Below are 21,342 nucleotides of genomic sequence, written 5' to 3' on the forward strand. Positions count from 1 at the left end.
CAGCAATGCTTCGAGGCATTGTTGACTGCCTGATTTTTTATTTAATTCAAGGCGGCGGCAGCCGGTAAGAGCAATAGGAACCCGAATTTGGGAAAAGAGCGGCCAAAATGAGGAAAGAGGCTTAAGAAAATGGGACGAACGTCCCGGTAAAAAGCCGCAGAAAACACGCTATAATAAAACCAGTCAGAACCTGTAAAACCAAGAACCTTTACCTGTAGGTTAATAACAATGCCCATTTTAAAATAAACAGCAAAAATACCACCAGCCGTAAGGAGGCCGCCAATGAACAGCCCAGCAACCAGCAAAAAAACCGCCCGATGGAAAAAAGCCGTCGCCTGGACCACCCTGGCCGTGTACCTGACCCAGCCGGTCCTGGCCGCCGCTCAGGTAAGCGCCGACGGCCAGGCGGCGCAGCAAAACCGTCCGGTTATCGAACAAAGCGCCAACGGCGTGCCGGTAGTCCAAATCGCGGCCCCCTCAGCGGCCGGGGTATCGCGCAACCAATACCTGGAATTTAACGTGGGCCCCCAGGGGCTCATTCTCAACAACGCCCGGGTTATCACCCGGACCGAGCTGGCCGGCTACATCACCGGCAACCCGCACTTAAGCGGCGAAGCCGCGCGGATCATCCTCAACGAAATCACCGGAGCGGGAATCAGCCGCTTGAATGGCTACACCGAAATCGCCGGACAGAAAGCCGACCTCATCATTGCCAACCCCAACGGCATTGCCGGGGCCGGCTTTGGCTTTATCAACGCCGGCCGGACCACCCTGACCACCGGCCGGCCCATCTTTGGCGGCAGCGGCAGCCTGGCCGGCTTCCGGGTGACGGGGGGCAATATTGCCCTGAGCGGAGCGGGACTGGACGGGCGGGGCGCCGACCGGGTCGACTTCATCAGCCGGGCGGTAGCCGTCAACGCCGGCCTGTGGGCCCAAGAACTCAACGTCGTTACCGGGACCAATCAGGTCGACTATGCCAGCTTAACCCCCCAGGCAATCGCCGGTGAAGACGGCCGTCCCACCGTGGCGCTGGACGTTAGCGCCTTAGGGGGCATGTATGCCGGCAAAATCAAACTCGTCGGCACCGAAAAAGGGGTGGGCGTCAACAGCCAGGGGACTCTGGCCGCCGCCAGCGGCAGCCTGAGCTTAACCCAGGCCGGTCAAATCCGGCTGGCCGGCACGGCCTCGGCCGCCCAAGACCTAACCATCACCACCGGTGAAGGCATGAGCAGCAGCGGGACGGTCTACGCCGGCGGGAGCGCGGCCTTGAGCGCCGGGGGACGCATCGAAAACAGCGGAACCATCGCCGCGGCCAAGGACAGCGGGCTGAGTGCGGCGGCCATCACCTCCACCGGGACGCTGGCGGCCGGCGTGGACAGCAGCGGTCAAGCGGCCGGCAGCGGCGACCTTAACCTAAGCGCCGCCGGGCAAATCAGCGCCACCGGCCGCAACCAGGCCGGCGGCAGCCTGCGCCTGAGCGGAACCAGCCTGGACCTGAGCGGGGCCGTCAGCTCGGCCGGGCAAAGCGCCGAGCTGACCGCCACCAGCGGGGCGATCAACACCAGCGGCGGACAGCTGGACAGTAAAGGCAAGCTCAGCCTGGTGGCAGCCGGCGACTTTAAAAATGTAAGCGGAAAAATCAGCAGCGGCGGTGAACTGCAGCTGACCGGCGGCAATATCGACAACAGCGGCGGGCAAATCGAGGCCGGGCAGGGCCTAAGCCTGACGGCCCAGTCCCTCGTCAATCAGAGCGGCCGGCTGGTCAGCCTGGACCACAGCGGCCTGAGCGCCGTTGTGGCGGGAGAAGTTAACAACAGCGCTGGCCTGCTGAGCGGCAACGGAACCGTGCAGCTGCAGGCCGGCCGGCTGGACAATGCCGGCGGTCAGCTGAGCGCCCAGACAGAACTGGCCGTGCACATTGCCGGGGCCCTCAATAACGACCAGGGCCAGCTGGCCGCGGGGCGCAATCTCAGTCTGACGGCCGGCCGCGTGGCCAACAACGCCGGGCAAATTGCCGCCGGGCGGGACCTGGACCTGTCGGCGGACAGCCTAACCAGCAGCGGCCGGCTGACCGCCGGCCGCGACCTGACGGCCGCAGTTGCCGAGTCTGTCGTCCATAGCGGCAATATCCAGGCGGGCGGCGACATCGACCTGCAAGTAGGCGGACAGCTCACCAGCCGCGGCGCAATTGCCGGCAGCGGCCATGTGACCCTGACGGCCAACCGTATTGACGCCAGCGGCAGCCTGGCCGCCGGGCTGGGCCTGGACGGCAGTCTGAACAACGAGGGCGATCTGACCATCCGCGCGGCGGAAGAACTCCAAGCCGGCGGCCAAATCCTAGCCGGGGGCGACCTGGACCTCAGCGGCGCCAGCATCGACCTCCGCGGCGCCGCTAGCCGGGCCGGGGCGGATCTCACCGTCCAGGCAACCCGGGGCGATATCAACCACAGCGCCGCCACCATGACCGCCGGCCGGAACCTGCGCCTGCAGGCGGCCGGCAGCCTGGTCAATGACCAGGGGCGCCTCAGCGCCGGCCGGTTGACCATTCAGGCGGCGGATATTGCCAACCGGAGCGGGCGGATCGAGCAAAGCGGCCGGGAAGCAGCCCTCATCAGCGCTGACGGTCAGCTCGATAACCGCGGCGGCCAAATCGCCGTCAATGCAGCTGAACTGACCATTGCGGCCAACGGCCTGGACAACCGCCAGGGCCAAATCAACCAGGCCGGCGACGGACGGCTGCATGTGCAGGCGGGCGAACAGCTCGACAACCGCGGCGGTCAGCTTGCCGCCAATGGTGCGCTGAGCGTAAATGCCGCAAGGCTGGACAACAGCCAGGGGAGCATGTTTGCCCAAACAGAACTCGACATCAGGGCCGGCAGCCTGCAAAACAGCCAGGGGCAGGTAGCCGGTGGGCGGAATGTGCAAATCCGGGCGGAAGAGATAAAAAATAAGGCCGGCCAGATAGAAGCGGCTCAAGGTCTAACCATTACCGCTGCATCACTGGCCAACGAACAGGGAAAGATCACCAGCCTGGCGGCCGGTGAGTTAACGGTGAACGTCAGCGGCGCCCTGACCAACGCCGCCGGCCTGATTGGCGGCAACGGCGCGGTCAGTCTGTCGGCGGAGCAGATCGATAACCGGGCCGGACAGGTGAGCGCCCAGACGGATTTAGCGGTAGCGAGCGGGCAGGGGCTGGATAATACGGACGGCGCCCTGGCGGCGGGCGGCAGTTTGACCGTTACGCAGGCCGGCGGCGTTTTAAAAAATACAGACGGCAGCCTGCAGGCCGGGGAAAATTTAACCGTTGCGGCCCGGGGCGCGGCGCTGGCCGGCGGCAGCATGCAGGCCGGTCAAACGGCGGACATTGTTGCGAAAAACCTGACGGTGGATGGGCTGCAGGCCGGCGCTGCTGCAACGGTCCAAACTGAACAGGACTTTGTCAATCGGGGCCAGGTGCAGGCCAATGGCGCGCTGACGGTTAAAGCCGGCGGTAAGGTAACCAATGCCGGGGCGATGAGCGGTCTGGATCGCGTAAGTCTGTCCGGTGCTGCCGTAGAAAATGCAGCCGAAGCTGCCATCAAAAGCGGCGGCAATTTAAACTTAAGCGGGACAAGCGTAGACAACCGGGGTACGGTCTATGCCCAGGCAGAAGTGAACGTTGCGGCCGGGGATAAGCTCACCAGCAGCGGAACGATCGCCGGCGGCGCTGATGCGCTGCTTACGGGCAGAAGCATCCAATCAACCGGGACGCTGGCTGCGGGCTTGAGCGCCGACGGAACTGTCGGCAGTACCGGCAATCTGACGGTTACGGCCACAGACCAAGTCACGGCGACCGGCGACAATCTGGCCGGCGCTACCCTGGCCATTCAGGGCGGCCGTGTTGACCTGCGCGGCGCGGACACGCAGGCCGGTCAGGCGGTCAAGATAGAGGCGACCGCCGGGGCTATCGTCGCCAGCGGGGCCAGGCTGACCAGTCCGGGGCAGGTCAGCCTGGCGGCCCAGGGCAGTCTGGTCCATGATCAGGCGGAGCTTCAGGCCGGCCGGCTAAACCTGGCGGCGGAAAATATCAGCAACCGGGGCGGTATTCTGGCCCAGTCCGGCCAGGAGGATTTACAGATCAGCACCGGCGTACTGGACAACACTGGCGGCCGGATTGCGGCCAACAGCGCCAATCTGACCATTGCGGCTGAGCGCATCGACAATAGCCGGGGGGAACTGCAGCATGCCGGCGGCGGCAAGCTGACGGTTGCGGCGGAAACTGAGCTGGACAATGTAGCCGGGCAAGTGGCCGGCAACGGCCAGGTGCAAGTCACTGCCGCGCACATCGACAACATCCAGGGAACCATCTTTGCCCAGCGGCAGCTGGCAATCCAGGCCCGGCAGCTGAGCAACCGCCAAGGGCAGCTGGTGGGCGAACAGGCGGTGGCAATTGCCGCAGCGGTGGACAATACCGAGGGCTTGATTGAAGCCGGAACCGGTCTGGGCATCAGCGGACAGACGCTGGTCAATGACGGGGGCAAGGTCACCAGTCTGGAAAATGGTCTGACGGTGGCTGTCGACAGTAACCTGGCGAATCGGTCGGGCCTGATTGGCGGCAACGGCGCGGTCAGCGTATCGGCAGGCAGTATTGATAACGCGGCCGGGCAGGTGAGCGCCCAGACGGATTTGGCAGTAAAAAGCGCGAAGGATATCGACAATAGGGACGGCGTGCTGGCGGCGGGGGGCAGTCTGACTGTCACGCAGGCCGGCGGCGTCTTGGCAAATACAGAGGGGGTCGTACAGGCCGGAAAAAGTCTCAGTATTATGGCCCAGGGCGCGGATATTGCCGGCGGCCGGCTGCTGGCCGGGCAAACGGCGGACATTAGCGCGAAGAATCTGACCATTGAGACGCTGCAGGCCGGCGCTGACGTCAAAGTCCAAACAGAAGAAGACTTTGTCAATGCCGGCCAGGTGCAGGCCAATGGCGAACTGAGCGTTGCGGCTGGCGGGAAACTGAGCAATGCCGGCCTGCTGAGCGGAGTGGAACAGGTTACCGTAACCGGCGCAGAAATAGCCAATGAAAATGGAGCGGCAATGAAAAGCGGCGGTCGTTTAGCCGTGAACGGGCAAGAAATAAGCAATCAGGGAACGATCTATGCCCAGACAGCGGTAACCGTTGCGGCCGGGGCTAAGCTCACCAGCAGAGGGACGGTCGCCGCCGGCGGCGATGTGGCGCTTACCGGCAACAGCATTGCCTCAGCCGGAACGCTGGCGGCCGGTTTACGCGCTGACGGAACCGTCGGCAGTTCAGGCGACCTGACGCTCACGGCTGTGGAGCAGGTCACGGCAACCGGCGACAATCTGGCCGGCGGAAATCTGGCCATCCAGGGCGGCCGTGTTGACCTAAGCGGGGCGGACACCCAGGCCGGTCAGGTGAAGATCACGGCGACTGGCGGGGATATCGTCACCAGCGGGGGCTTGCTGACGGCGCAAGGGCAGGCCAGTCTTACGGCAACAGGCAGTTTGATCAACGATGAGGCTGTCGTTAAAGGGGCTAAGTTGGCGATTGAGGCCAAAAATATCGGCAATCGGGCCGGAACGCTGGCCCAGTTCGGCCCGGCGGATTTAGCGATCAGCACCGGCGAACTGGACAATACCGGCGGCCAGATTGCCGCCAACAGTGACAATCTGACCATTGCGGCAGAGCAAATAGACAACAGCGAAGGCGTTATCCAGCATGCCGGCAGCGGCAAGCTGACGGTTCAGGTTAAGGCTGAATTGGACAACGCCGGCGGACAAGTGCTCAGCAACGGCGAGACCAAAGTAACCGCCGCTCAACTGGATAACACGCAAGGCGTTATTTTCGCCCAGCGGCAGCTGAATATTGAGGCCAAACAGCTAGACAACAACCAAGGGCAGCTTGTCGGCAAGCAGGCGGTTGAAATCAGCGCTGCGGTGGATAATACCGCGGGCTTAATCGAAGCCGGCGGCGGTCTTAGCGTGAGCGGGCAGATGCTGGTCAATGACGGCGGCCAGCTGACCAGTCTGGCGGCAGGCGGTCTGACGGTGGACGTCAGTGACCGGCTGTCGAATGTAGCAGGCTTGATTGGCGGCAACGGCGCGGTCAGCATCGCTGCCGGAAATATTGATAACAATGACGGGCAAGTGAGCGCCAAGACAGATTTGACGGTCGAGAGTGCGACTGATATCGACAATGTGGACGGCGTACTGGCGGCGGGCGGCAATGTAAGCGTTATGCAGACCAGCGGCGGTTTAGACAATACAGACGGAATTTTGCAGGCCGGGAACAATTTAAGCATTGCAGCCAAGGATACGGATATTGCCGGCGGCCGGCTGCTGGCCGGGAAGACGGCGGACATTGGCGCGAAAAACCTGACGGTTGAGGTGCTGCAGGCCGGCGCTGACGTCAAAGTCCAAACAGAGCAGGACTTTGACAATCACGGCCAGGTGCAGGCCAATGGTGAATTGAGTGTTGCCGCCGGCGGGAAACTGAGCAATGACGGCGCTATGATCGGCTTGGATAAGGTCCGTGTGAGCGCAAGTACGGTAGCCAATGAAACCGGAGCAGCGATGAAAAGCGGCGGCGCGCTGACAGTAACGGGGCAAGCGGTAGACAATCAAGGAACAATCTATGCTCAAGCGACAGTGACGGTTGCGGCTGAGGATGAATTAATAACCAGTGGAACCATCGCCTCAGGCGAGGATGCTCTGCTGAGCGGCAAAAGCATTGCCTCCACCGGAACGCTGGCCGCCGGTTTGAACAGTGACGGAACTGTCGGCAGTTCAGGCGATCTGACGGTTACGGCAACGGAAAAGGTTACCGCCCAAGGACAGAATCTGGCCGGCGGAAATCTTGCTATTCAGGGCAGCAGCGTTGATTTAAGCGGCGCGGCTACCCAGGCTGGTCAGGCGGTAAAGGTCGCGGCGACTGGTGGCGATATCGATCACCGCGGGGCCAGTTTGACCGCGAAAGGAAAGGCCAGCTTTGCGGCAACAGGCAGCCTGATCAACGATGAGGCTGCCGTTAAAGGGGCTAAGTTGGCGATTGAGGCCAAAAATATCGGCAATCGGGCCGGAACGCTGGCCCAGTTCGGCCAGGCGGATTTAGCGATCCGCACCGGTGCGCTGGATAATACCGGCGGGCAGATTGCGGCGAACAGTGACAATCTGACCATCGCGGCAGAGTGGATAGACAACAGTGAAGGCGTTATCCAGCATGCCGGCAGCGGCAAGCTGACCGTTCAGGCTGAGGCTGAATTGGACAACGCCGGCGGACAAGTGCTTAGCAACGGCGAGACCAAAGCAACCGCCGCTCAGCTGGACAATACGGAGGGCGTCATTTTTGCCCAACGGCAGCTGAATATTCAGGTCAATCAGCTAAACAACAACCAAGGACAGCTTGTCGGCAAACAGGCGGTTGCGATTGCCGCTGTGGTGGATAACACCGCGGGCTTGATCGAAGCCGGCGGCGGTCTTAGCGTTAGCGGGCAGACGCTGGTCAATGACGGCGGCAAGCTGGCCAGCCTGGCGGCAGACGGGTTGACGGTGGACGTCAGCGGCAAGCTGTCGAATACAGCGGGACTGATTGGCGGCAACGGTGCAGTGCGCGTGTCGGCCGGCAGTGTTGACAATACGGACGGGCAGGTGAGCGCCAAGACTGACCTAGCAGTTGAGAGTGCGAATGATATCGACAATATGGACGGCGTACTTATGGCGGGCGGGAATGTAAGCGTTACGCAGACCAGCGGCGTTTTAGATAATACAGACGGAATTTTGCAGGCCGGGAACAATCTTACCATTGCGGCAGGCGCTGCGGATATTGCCGGCGGCCGGCTGCTGGCCGGGAAGACGGCGGACATTGGCGCAAAAAACCTGACGGTTGAGATGCTGCAGGCCGGCGCTGACGTCAAAGTCCAAACAGAGCAGGACTTTGTCAATGCCGGGCAGGTGCAGGCCAATGGTGAATTGAGTGTTGCGGTCGGTGGCAAGGTAACAAATGCCGGCAGCATCGTGGGCCTGAAACAGGTCCGTGTGAGCGCAAGTACGGTAGTCAATGAAACCGGCGCAGCGATGAAAAGCGGCGGCGAGTTAACAGTAACGGGGCAAGCGGTAGACAACCAGGGAACCATCTATGCTCAAGAGACAGTAGCGGTTGCGGCTGAGGATGTATTGACAACCGGCGGGACCATTGCCTCCGGCGAGAATGTCGTGCTGAGCGGCAAAAGCATTGCCTCCAGCGGTACGCTGGCCGCCGGTTTGAATGCTGATGGAACTGTCGGCAGTTCGGGCGATCTAACGGTTAGTGCCGCGGGCCAGGTCATGGCGACCGGCGAGAATTTGGCCGGCGGTAATCTGGCCATCCAGGGGACAAGTGTTGACCTGAGCGGCGCGGCTACCCAGGCTGGTCAAGCAGTGAAGGTAGAAGCAACTGATGGCGATATTGATCACCGCGGGGCCAGTTTGACCGCAAAAAGGCAGGCCAGTCTTACGGCAACCGGCAGCCTGATCAACGATGAGGCTGTGGTTAAGGCCGCTGAATTGGCCCTTGAGTCCCAAGCAATCAGCAATCGCAGCGGCGTACTGGCCCAGTTCGGCCCGGCGGATTTAGCGATTACCACCGGCGAACTGGACAATACCGGCGGGCAGATTGCGGCGAACAGTGACAATCTGACCATTGTGGCAGAGCAAATAGACAACAGCGCCGGCGTTATTCAGCATGCCGGCAGCGGCAAGCTGACCGTTCAGGCTGAGGCTGACCTGAATAATGTTGAAGGCCAGATCATCAGCAACGGCGAGACCAAAGTAACCGCCGCTCAGCTGGACAACACGCAGGGCGTCATTTTCGCTCAGCGGCAGCTGGCTATCCAGGCCGGTCAGCTGACCAACAGGCAGGGACAGATTGTCGGCAAACAGGCCGTCGAGATTGCCTCTGCGGTGGATAACACCGCGGGCTTGATTGAGGCCGGCGGCGGGCTTAGCGTCAGCGGACAGACGCTGGTCAATGACGGCGGCAAGCTGACCAGTCTGGCGGCAGACGGTCTGACGGTGAATGTCAGCGGCCAGCTGTCGAATCGGTCGGGCCTGATTGGCGGCAACGGCGCGGTCAGCATCGCTGGCGGAAATATTGCTAACACGGACGGTCAGGTGAGCGCCAAGACGGATTTGACGGTCGAGAGCGCCACCGGTCTTGCGAATACGGACGGCGTGCTTGTAGCGGGCAATGACCTGACCGTTACGCAGGCGAGCGGCAGTTTGGCTAATGAAGACGGTATCCTGCAAGCGGACGGTAATCTCACCGTTGCGGCCAAGGGCGCAGATATCTCCGGCGGCCGTATGCTGGCAGGCAAAACGGCGGACATTGGCGCGAAGAACCTGGTGGTTGAGGTTTTGCAGGCGGGCGCTGACGCCAAAGCCCAAACAGAAGCAGACTTTGACAATCACGGCCAGGTGCAGGCCAATGGCGAACTGAATGTTGCAGCCGGGGGTCAGGTAAACAATGCCGGCAGTATGATTGGTTTGGCCAAGGTTACTGTAACCGGGGTAACTGTGACCAATGAGAACGGAGCGGCGATCAAAAGCGGCGGCGCGCTGGCAGTAAAAGGGCAAGGCATAACCAATCAGGGAGAACTCTATGCCCAAGAAACTGTAACCGTTGCGGCCGAAGGTGAGCTAAACAGCAGCGGGACCATCGCCGCTGGCGCTGATGCCGCCCTTAGCGGCAACCGCATTCACGCTGCCGGGATGCTGGTCGCAGGCTTGGCCGCGGACGGCTCGGTAAAGAGCAGCGGCGAGCTCACCGTGAAGGCAGTGGAAAATCTAACCGCCAGCGGTCAAAACCTGGCAGGGGGCAATCTGTTTCTCCAGGGATCAAGCGTTGACCTCACTGGTGCGGCGACCCAGGCCAATCAGTCCGCCAGAGTGGCGGCAACGGCCGGGGATGTTGTAACCAGCGGAGGTACGCTGACGGCTCAAGACAAGCTGACCCTTGCGGCAACTGGCAGCCTGATCAACGATGAGGCTGTCGTTAAAGCGGCCCAAATGGCCCTTGAGACTCAAGCAATCAGCAACCGCGGCGGCGTACTGGCCCAGTTCGGACAGGCGGATTTAGTGATCAGCACCGGCGAAATGGACAATACCGGCGGCCAGATTGCGGCGAACAGTGAGAATATGACCATTTTGGCAGAGAAAATAGACAACAGCGCCGGCGTTATACAGCATGCCGGCAGCGGCAAGCTAACCGTTCAGGCTGAGGCTGAGCTTACCAATGCCGGTGGACAAGTGATCGGCAACGGTGAAACAAAAGTAACCGCCGCTCAGCTGGACAATACGCAGGGCGTCATTTTCGCCCAGCGGCAGCTGAATATTCAGGCCAATCAGCTAAACAGCAACCAAGGGCAGCTTGTCGGCAAACAGGCTATTGAAATCAGCGCTGCAGTGGATAATACCGACGGCCTGATCGAAGCCGGCGGCGGTCTTCGTGTCAGCGGGCAGACGCTGGTCAATGACGGCGGCAAGCTGACCAGTCTGGCGGCAGACGGTCTGACGGTGGATGTCAGCGGCCAGCTGTCGAATGTATCGGGCCTGATTGGCGGCAATGGCGCGGTCAGCATCGCTGGCGGAAATATTGATAACACGGACGGTCAGGTGAGCGCCAAGACGGATTTGGCGGTAACAAGCGCCACCGGTCTGACGAATACGGACGGCGTGCTTGTGGCGGGCAATGACCTGACCGTTACGCAGGCGAGCGGCAGTTTGGCTAATGAAGACGGTATCCTGCAAGCGGGCGGTAATCTCACCGTTGCGGCCAAGGGCGCAGATATCTCCGGCGGCCGGATGCTGGCAGGCAAAACGGCGGACATTGGCGTGAAAAACCTAACGGTTGAGGTGCTGCAGGCGGGCGCTGACGTCAAAGTGAAAACTGAGCAGGCTTTTAGCAATACCGGCCAGGTGCAGGCCAATGGCGAACTAAGCGTTGCGGCTGGTGGCCAGGTAAGCAATACCGGCAGTATGATTGGTTTGACCAAAGCCAACATCAATGGAGCCAATGTAACCAATGCCGCGGGTGCGGCGATCAAAAGCGGCGGCGCGCTGGCAGTGAAAGGGCAGACGATAGACAACCAGGGGACGATCTATGCCCAGGGAGCAGTGACGGTTGCGGCTCAGAATCAACTGACAACCAGCGGCACGATCGCTGCCGGTGCAGATGCAGCGCTTAGCGGCAGAACCATTACCTCAACCGGAACGCTGGTCGCCGGCTTGAGCGCTGATGGAACCGTAGGCGGTTCAGGTAATCTGACGGTTACGGCCACAGAAAAGGTCATCGCCCAAGGGCAGAATCTGGCCGGCGGAGATATTGCGATCCAGGGGACAAGCGTTGCTTTAAGCGGTGCAGCCACCCAGGCCAATCAGGCGGTGAAGATTGCGGCAACTGGTGGAGATATTGATCACCGCGGGGCAAGCCTGACCGCGAAAGGGGAGGCCAAGCTCACGGCAACAGGCAGTTTGGTTAATGATGAGGCTGTCGTTAAAGCAGCGCAACTTGCCATTGATGCCCAAGCAATTAACAACCGCAGTGGCGTACTGGCGCAGTTCGGTCAGGCGGATGTAACGATCGCCACCGGAGCGCTGGATAATACCGGCGGTCAGATTGCCGCCAATAGCGGGAATATGACCATTGCGGCAGAGAGAATAGACAACAGCGCCGGCGTTATCCAGCACGCCGGTTCGGGCCGGTTGGACATTGCTGCGGCCGGGACGCTGGCCAACGGCGGCGGACAAGTGATCGGCAACGGCGAGACCAAAGTAACCGCCGCTCAGATGGACAACACGCAGGGCGTCATTTTCGCCCAGCGGCAATTGAATGTGCAGGCCAATCAGCTGACCAACAGGCAGGGGCAAATGGTCGGCAAACAGGCGGTTGCCATTGCCTCCGCAGTGGATAATACCGCGGGCTTGATTGAGGCTGGCGGCGGGCTTAGTGTCAGTGGACAGACGCTGGTCAATGACGGCGGCAAGCTGACTAGTCTGGCGGCAGACGGTCTGACGGTGGATGTCAGCGGGAAACTGTCGAATGTATCGGGCCTCATTGGCGGCAACGGCGCGGTCAGCATAACTGGCGGAAATATTGATAACGCTGACGCCCAGGTGAGCGCCAAGACGGATTTGGCGGTAAAAAGCGCCACCGGCCTGACGAATACGGACGGCGTGCTTGTGGCAGGTAAAAATCTGACGGTAACGCAGACCGGCGGCAGTATTAATAATCAGGCCGGCATTATGCAGGCCGGGAACAATCTCACCATTGCCGCCAGTGGGGCCGAGGTCTTAACCGGCAGCCTGGTTGCAGGCCAGGCGGCGGACATTAGCGCGAAGAACCTGACAGTTGGTGTGCTGCAGGCCGGCGCTGACGCCCAAATCAGTACCCAGCAGAATCTTGTCAATGCCGGCCAGGTGCAGGCCAACGGCAAACTTAATGTTGCAGCCGGCGGCCAGGTGACCAATGCCGGCGCTATGACCGGCCTGGAGCAGGTCAGTGTGAGCGGAAGCGCTGTAACCAATCAGAACGGTGCAGCAATCAAAAGCGGCGGTACGTTGGCAGTGAAAGGGCAGACGGTAGACAACCAGGGAACCATCTATGGTCAGGAAGCAGTGACCGTTACCGCTCAGGACCAATTGACGACAAACGGGACCATTGCCTCCGGCGCCGATGTCAAGCTCAGCGGCAAAACCGTTGCCGCCAGCGGAACGCTGGCCGCCGGCCTGACCAGCGGCGGAGCCGTGGGCGATAGCGGCAATCTGACCGTTATGGCCAGCCAGAAAGTGACGGCCGGCGGACAGAATCTGGCCGGTGGCAACCTGGCCTTCCAGGGAGCAACCGTCGACCTCAGCGGCGGCACGACCTATGCCGGCCACACGGCCAGCATTACGGCCACCGCCGGGGAGATTACCAATACCGGCGGTTCACTTTCCGCCCAGGACAGTCTAGCGATCAAAGCTAAGACCAAGTTCAGCAATGAGGCCGGCCAGGTAAGAGCCAATCAGCTCAATTTAACGGCCGATCAGATCACCAACCGCGGCGGACTTTTGGCTCAATACGGCCAGGGCGATTTGGCGATAACCACCAAAACTTTCGACAACAGCGGCGGCCAGCTGGCCGCCAACAGTCAAAATTTAATTATCAGAGCAGAAAAACTTAATAACAATTATGGAAAAATTCAGCAAGCCGGCAATGGTCAATTGGATATTGATGGAAATAATACTCTGATTAACGAAAACGGCCAGATTGCTAGTAACGGCAATATTACATTAAACGTTCCAACTGTCATTAATAGTGGCGGCGTTATAACATCTCTGGGAGACTTAACTATTACCGAAGTCCAGACCGTTAACAATAACAATGGTAAAATTACTGCAATGCGAGATGCATCTGTTGGATCAGAAAGAGCCTTTATAACTAATAGTAATCAAGGACAAATGATTGCTGGCAACAATTTTAATGTACAAGCTGATCAATTTAGAAACAGTGCGGGCACGTTGGAGGCAGGACAAGATGTTTATTTGGAAACTCTGGCATTGCAGGACGATGGAAAAATAAAAGCCGGGAGAGATTTGACACTTAATATAAAGGGAAATGTAGTTAATGTTTCAGAAGAGCCACAATATATTGCTAATCGAAATTTGTTTTTGATTGCCGATAAGTTTATTAATGCAGGAAATTTATATGCTATGGGGACCTTAGATATTAAGGCAAATGCCATTTATAATGAAAATGAAGCTAATTTGGGTGGAGGGGCGGTACTGCAACTTAATGCAAAAGAAGGTATTTCTAATTATGGAAACATGGAAGGAAATATTATACAAATTAGCGGAGAAACTGTGACAAATACAGGAACTATTCTTGGTGAAACACTAGAATTCAAATCAAACTATTTCAATAATAGCAGTCATACTGCAGTAGTTGCTGCTAGGGAGAATATGCAGATTTATGCTGAAAAGATACTTTCAAACACAGAAGAAGCGACTATCTATAGTATGGGGAATTTAGATTTAGAGACAGGATTACTACTTAATCAATCATCTAGTATTGAGGCTGGTCAAGATATTACGATTCAAGCTGATGAAGTAATTAACAAAATGGGAGACTATACTATAAGTCAGAAAACAGTATCGGAGACAAGATATGATCAAATAGGAGTCTATCTTATTCCTGGAACAGAAAACTGGTATGCAATTAAAGATAGATTAAGTAAGACTTCGGCTAAATATGTTTCAGGAGATTTCTGGAGTAGTAAAAAAGAACCAACGACAATATGGGAAATAGGTGAGAAAGTCTCCGAAATTACAGTGGTAAGTGATTCATCGAGTGGGAAGATTACTTCTGGTCGAAATCTATTTCTTCAAGCTGATACTGTAACTAATGATATGAGCCAAATTTTGGCGGCGGGTTCTCTCGAGATAGTAGCCAATACAATAAATAATTGGTCGCAGGGTAACGTTCGGGTTAAAACAAAAGAACTAGTATATACTCCGTCAGTTGTAAAAATTGATATTGAATATTATGGAGCTGAAGCAGCTCAACCGAGAGTTGTTGTAGAAGCGAAAGCTGGAGAGGAATATATTCCTGCTTATCTCATGAATGGTAAGACATATTTAAAAGCAATAAGGGAATGGGATCAATTCTATGTAGGTCAGAAATATGATGTAACCACTTATGAACAAATTTCGGGTACAGCTCAATCAATCATTGGTGGGGGCCAACATGTGAGTATTAAGGGGGCGGAACTCAGAAATCTTATTAGGATTCCCGGTAGTTCGTCGGAATTTCCAAAACAAATTGGCAGTACGACTGTCTTTGAGAGGGATTTTAGGAGTTATAGCCCTAAAATTGATACTGAGTTTGGAAAACTTATTGAACAACCGTCACTAAATAATAACGTGGAGGCAGTAGGGAAAGCCAATCGCGTAATACCGGTTGAAGAAAGTTTCGAAGAAAAAGTTAGAAGAGACGTCAACACCGGCATCAGCGAAGCTGCAGTGCAAGGTCCGGCGGTAGCTGCCATTAGCGGCGTTGGACAAACCAGTGGTGCGGTCGCAGTCGAAGCATCGGCAGGCAATACAGCAAGCACCGGCATTCATACCGGCATCAGCGAAGCTGCAGTGCAGGGTCCGGCGGTAGCTGTCATTAGCGGCGTTGGGCAAACCAGTGGTGCGGTCGCAGTCGAAGCTTCAGCAGGCAACACAGCAAGCACCGGCATTCATACCGGCATCAGCGAAGCTGCAGTGCAGGGTCCGGCGGTAGCTGTCATTAGCGGCGTTGGACAAACCAGTGGTGCGGTCGCAGTCGAAGCATCAGCAGGCAACACAGCAAGCACCGGCATTCATACCGGCATCAGCGAAGCTACAGTGCAGGGTCCGACCGCAGCAGCCATTACCGGCTCTGGGAAAACCAGCGGGGTAGCAATAGTTGAAACTACATCCGGCAGTCCAGCAAGCACCGGCATCAATACCACCGTCAGCCAAGCCGCAGTGCCAGGCCTAGCTGTGGGCGGCATCGCCAGCGCCGGCCAGGCAGCCAACGCCGCCGCCGTCGAAACCGGCAACAGCGGCGCGGCCAGCGCCACCCTTGACACCAGTGTAGCTGCAGCCAAACCGGCCGCTAACGCCTCCGGCGTTGCCGCCAGCGTCACTGCAACCGGCGTCAGCCAGGTAGCTCAGGCCGAAGCCAGCGGCCCAACGGGCTTAAGCGGCATCGATCCCGCTACCGTAGCCGCCCTGCTGCCGGCCGCCCAGACCGAAACCGTCCAAGCCCCGCAGAGCAATGGCGGCGGAACCATCACCCTGCCGCAAAACGGTCTGTACACCGTAAAACCCGACCCGACCGCCAGCTATCTGGTCGAAACCAACCCCAAATTCGCCAACTACAAAACCTTCATCTCCAGCGATTTTCTGCTGGACAAACTCAATTACGATCCAGCCGCAGTCATGAAGCGCCTGGGCGACGGCTTCTACGAACAAAAATTGGTGCGCGAGCAGATCACCGATCTGACCGGCCGGGTATATTTAAACGGCTATGACAGCGCCGAAGCCCAGTATCAGGCCCTGCTGCAAAACGCCTCTGCCGCCGCCGGTGCGTTAAACCTGACCGTCGGCCAAGCTCTGACCGCCGGGCAGCAGGCGGCCTTAACGCAGGACATCGTCTGGCTGGTGGAACAGGAAATTGACGGGCACAAGGTCCTCGTCCCGGTCGTTTACCTCTCCGCCTTGCGGGAAGGAGATCTAAAGCCCAGCGGCGCCATCATCAGTGCTGACAACGTCCAAATCAGTACCACCGGCGATGTCATCAGCAGCGGGACCATCCAGGCGCTGGAGAGCGTTAAAATCGGCGCAGCCAACGTTGCTAATATCGGCGGAACCATTGACGGCGGCCAGCTCACCCACCTCAGCGCCGGCCAGGACATCCTGAACTTAAGCGGCAGCATCAGCGGCGCCGACATCAGCCTCATTGCCGGCGGGGACATCACCAGCCAGACCTACAGCACCATCAATGAAAACGCTTACCGCTCCCAAACCATTTTCGGCAGCACCGCGGCCATTACCGCCGCTAACAGCCTGACCGCCATCGCCGGCCAGGATCTGAACCTGCTCGGCACAGACCTCAGCGCCGGAACCGATCTCAGCCTGAGCGCCCAAAACATTCATCTGGGCGTAGTGGCCGACACCAATAAAATTAAGCTGGGCCAAGCCACCGAAACAGTGACCAACTTAGGCACCACCATCACCGCGGGCGGCAATCTCAGCCTGCAGGCCACCCAGGACTTGAGCCTGGAGGCGGCAACCCTGAGTGCCGGCCAGGATTTCAATCTGCTGGCAGGCAATAACGTAACCGTTACCGCCGCCGCCGATACCTCCAGCTTAGCCTATAAAGCAGGGCTAGCAAGCAGTGAGAGCTTAACCAACCTCGGCACCACCATCACCGCCGGCGGCGGTCTCAACCTGCAGGCCGGTCAGGACTTAAGTATTCAGGCCGCTGAATTAACCGCCGGCAGTGATCTTACCCTGCTGGCCAGCAACAACCTCAGCCTCAGCGCAGTCGCTGACACCACAGCTTCCGACTACAACCTGAACGCCTACAACTTCAACAACCACAGCACCGTCAGCCATCAACTGACCAGCTTGGAGGCCGGCAATAACCTCACCCTGATTTCCGGGGCCGACCTGACTTTAACCGGCGTTCAGGCCGCAGCAAATACCATCACCGCCTTAAGCGGCGGCGACCTCACCCTCAGCAGCGTCACCGACAGCGGCTTCAGCGACGTCAAAACCGGCTCCAGCCGCAACTACCAACAAGCCATGACCTACGACGAAACCGTCATCGGCACCAACCTGGCGGCCGTGGGCGACCTGACCCTGACCGCAGCGAATGATCTCACCATCTCCGGCAGCTCCGTCATTAGCGAACAGGGCGGCATCCTCATCGACGCCGGCAACAACCTCAGCATCGAAGCCGTCACTGAACAGCACGAAGCGCTCAGTGAATCCAAGAAGACCAAATCCGGCTTCCTGTCCAAAAAGACGACCACCAAAAGTGACTATGCTCTGTTGAACCAGGTCGTCGGCAGCACCATCTCCGGTGAAAGCGTGGCCATCACCAGCGGCCACGACCTCACCGTCCAGGCCAGCAACATCGTAGCCGAGAACGACCTCAGCCTCACCGCCGGCCATGACCTCAGCCTCACCAGTCTGGCCGAAACCGGGGCCGAAGACCATTACCAAAAAACCAAGAAATCCGGCCTCTTCTCCGGCGGCGGCTTAGGCTTCACCCTTGGCAGCAAAAGCGAAAAACTCACCGTCCAAGAACAAACCCTGGCCCAAATCGGCAGTACAATCGGCTCCATCAGCGGCGACGTCAGCTTAACCGCCGGCAACCGGTTCAGCAGCGAGGGCGCTTTCCTCAGCGCCGGACTGGACCTGGATATTCTGGCCAAATCCGTTGCCATTGACAACACCCTTGACACCTATGACAGCACCAGCAAATATGAAGTCAAACAAAGCGGCCTGAGCGTCACCTTCGGCGGCGAGCTCATCACCAAAGGAATCGAAGCCGTCAGCAGCCTGGAACGGTCCACCCAGGTTGCCGACGACCGGCTGCAGGCCCTCTATGTTTACCAGGCCTATGACACCATCAAAGACATCGAAAGCATCAGCAAGCTCAACGGCATCGACGATTTAAAAGACATCAAGCAAAACATCTCCGTCAGCGTCAGCGTCGGCAGCAGCAAAAGCAGCAGCGAACAGACCGTGCATATCGAAACCGTCAATCCGTCCAATGTGAGAGCCGGCCAGAGCGTAACCATCACCGCCACGGCCGGCGACATCAGCCTGACCGGCACCCAAATAGAAGCCCGGGACATTGCCCTGCAGGCGTCCGGCGATATAAGTCTGGCAGCGGCGCAAAATCAGCAGCAAATGACCAGCGACAGCCACAGCTCCGCCTGGGGCGCGGGCCTGGAACTGGGCGCCGGCTTCTTCGCCAGCTACCAGCAGGGCAAGGGCAAAGAAAATAGCAGCGAAACCACCAACAGTTCCAGCAGTCTGACCGCTGAGAACACGGTAACCCTCATTTCCGGCCATGACACCAGCATCATTGGCTCGCAGGTAGCGGGCGACAAAATCGTTGCCCAAATCGGCGGCGACCTGAACATTGAAAGCCTGCAGGACATTGAAAGCTACAGAGCGAAGAACAGCAGCAGCGGGCTAAAAGTGGCAGTGGGCGATGGCGTAACCGGCGCCTTTAGCAAAGGGAAAATGAGTTCCGACTATCAGAGCGTGACCGAGCAGGCCGGGATTTACGCCGGCGCAGGCGGCTTTGACCTGGAAGTGGGGGGCAATACCGACCTGAAGGGTGCGGTCATTGCCAGTGAGGCGGATGCGGAGAAGAATAGACTGAGCACGGATACCTTGACTTACTCAGATATTGAGAATAAAGCCGAGTATGAAGCGAGTAGTGTGGGCGTAAATCTGGATACCACAAAAGGGGCAGAGCGCAATGTGCAAGGACTGACTCCTGCCATTGGCACAAAAGTATCAGGAGATGCGGACAGCACAACAAAATCAGCTATAGCCGAAGGTACAATTGAAGTACGAAGCGGCGATGCTGATTTAAGCAGCCTCAGTCGTGATACTGCCAATTCACTGAATGCATTAGGTAAGATTTTCGATAAAAAGACAGTAGAAGAACAGCAGGAATTAGCGCAGTTGTTTGGGGAGCTAGCATTTGAGCAAGTCCATAAAATCAGTAAGGATAATGGATGGGAAGAGGGAAGTCCTCAGAAGATAGCCTTACATGCTTTTGTCGGTGCAGTAATGGCGGATTTAGGAGGAGGAAGTGCCTTATCTGGAGCCGTTGGAGCAGGACTAAATGAAGCTGTACAAAAAGAATTAGCTGAAATGTTCAAAGACAATCCTGACATGCATCAATGGGCCAGTGCTGTTATTGGTTCTGCTGCTGCGATAGTAGCTGGTGGAGACGCACAAACAGGTGCTTCTACTGCTGCTAGTGGAACGAAGAATAATTTCCTCTCTGACTGGCAGAAAGAACAACGACAGAAAGCGATTGATGAAGAAGATTGGGAAAAGGTAGCCTATTGGGATGCTATCGATAAGGCGCAAGATCAAGCAATTACTTATTTGGGAGTATATCCAGGAATAAATTTAAATGATCCCGTGAATTCTGGTCTATTACAATCAGTATCTGAATTGGGGCAACAAATACAAGCAAGCCCTGATTTCCAGGGATCATTTCTATCGAACGCACCGACTGTCGATTCTTCAACTTTAATAGCAGCAGGAGCTGCCGCTATAGTTGTGGCTGGTGTTACATTATATTACTACAATGGCGGATGGGTGAAAGTTGCGGGGTCAGGTACTGTTGCGTCAGTGGGGAACGCTATTACATATGGGCCAATGAATAAAGGACCATTACCTGATGCTGTCGCTAATACCTTTAGAAGCGGAACGTATACTCAAATCGTAACCAAAAGTGAAGTTGTTCTCTACAGGGTGTATGGTGGAAAAGCTGGAGAACTAGGTCAATATTACACTAGAGTTAAACCATCTGGTCCAGTGCAATCTATAATTGATAGCGCTTTAAATCCAACTTGGGGTAACACGGCAACAAATGTAGTTAAAATAAAAATTCCACCAGGTACAACACTTTATGAAGGTTTTGCCGCACGACAAGGGGGATTAGTTGGTGGTGGCAATCAAGTTTGGATTGAAAGGGTGAATCCATCATGGATAATACCATAAGTTGTATTTGTGAATCATTGGAAGAAATTAATGAATTTCGTTCAATTTTGGAATTTGAAAGATTTTTGAGGTATATTTCAGACTTAATTAAGCAAGGAGATTTATTTGAAATACCTGTTGAAAAAAGTTATGCAGGCTTTCCGGAAAAATGGTACAAATGCTCTAATTGCGGAGAGATATGGAGATTGGTTTATCCAGATTTTCCTTTTAAGGGGCTTTGGATAAAAGTTGCAAATTAATTCATCTTTTACTTGAGAATCTTCAAATTAAGAGGCCAGTGGACGTAAAAAATCCGCTGACCTCTCTTTCTTCTTAGGTGTCGTCTGGTGAACAAACAATAACTGGATAATATTACCTATTGATAACCCTTAAAAATCAAATCTCGTTAATCAGAAGGACTTAGAATCATTACCGCCACAAAACGGACAACTACCTCCATAGCCATTGCCGGAACAGTTGCCACAATACACACTACCACAATTTTGGCATCTCATCAAAGCCCCCATACAAGGTGCATCAGCATGGCAATTAGGACATTTTCTTACGTTATCGTACATCAATAAAACCTCCTTAGTAATAATAATTTTAATATATCACCTGTCGGTGATGACGAAAACAGAGTTTTCGTCGCAGAGGTTTATTCATGTAAAATATCATAAAGCCAGTAAAATTAACGTTTCATTGAATCAGAGCAACTAAATAATAATCATTTATATATCAGTCTAGCATCAGGGTCACCACAGTTATTCCTGATGATTTTTAATTAACTGTTAAAATAGATACCATTAACAGGTGCCCCGGAATAAATCTGGTTCAATCAGTGATAGCTACTGACAAATCTCTGTCACAGGTCAAGGATAAAATATTTTTTAAAATGTACCGAAAATGATGTTACACTTTCCCAGTTTTGTAATATTTATATATTAAATATAAAAAAAGGAAAAACATATATTTTTAGATACACACCAGCCGCCAATATATAAAACTTTTTAACAATACCAACCGCATTTACATTATTAAAGCAATCCTACAAAACAC

The 21,342-nt window shown here is 56.3% G+C and carries 2 protein-coding genes; both read left to right on the top strand.

What is annotated here, in order from left to right:
• Window positions 1–282: 282 nt before the first annotated feature.
• Window positions 283–20,304 (top strand): two-partner secretion domain-containing protein, encoded by a 20,022-nt coding sequence (locus BLR06_RS13555; protein ID WP_092074114.1) that lies wholly within the window; start codon window positions 283–285, stop codon window positions 20,302–20,304.
• The gene (locus tag BLR06_RS13560; RefSeq protein WP_092074116.1) at window positions 20,289–20,543 is read left to right on the top strand and encodes a hypothetical protein; all 255 of its coding nucleotides are present in this window, start codon (window positions 20,289–20,291) and stop codon (window positions 20,541–20,543) included. Before BLR06_RS13555 ends, BLR06_RS13560 begins: the two co-directional genes overlap by 16 nt.
• Window positions 20,544–21,342 lie beyond the last annotated feature (799 nt).

It is taken from the genome of Dendrosporobacter quercicolus (assembly GCF_900104455.1).
Lineage (GTDB): Bacteria > Bacillota > Negativicutes > DSM-1736 > Dendrosporobacteraceae > Dendrosporobacter > Dendrosporobacter quercicolus.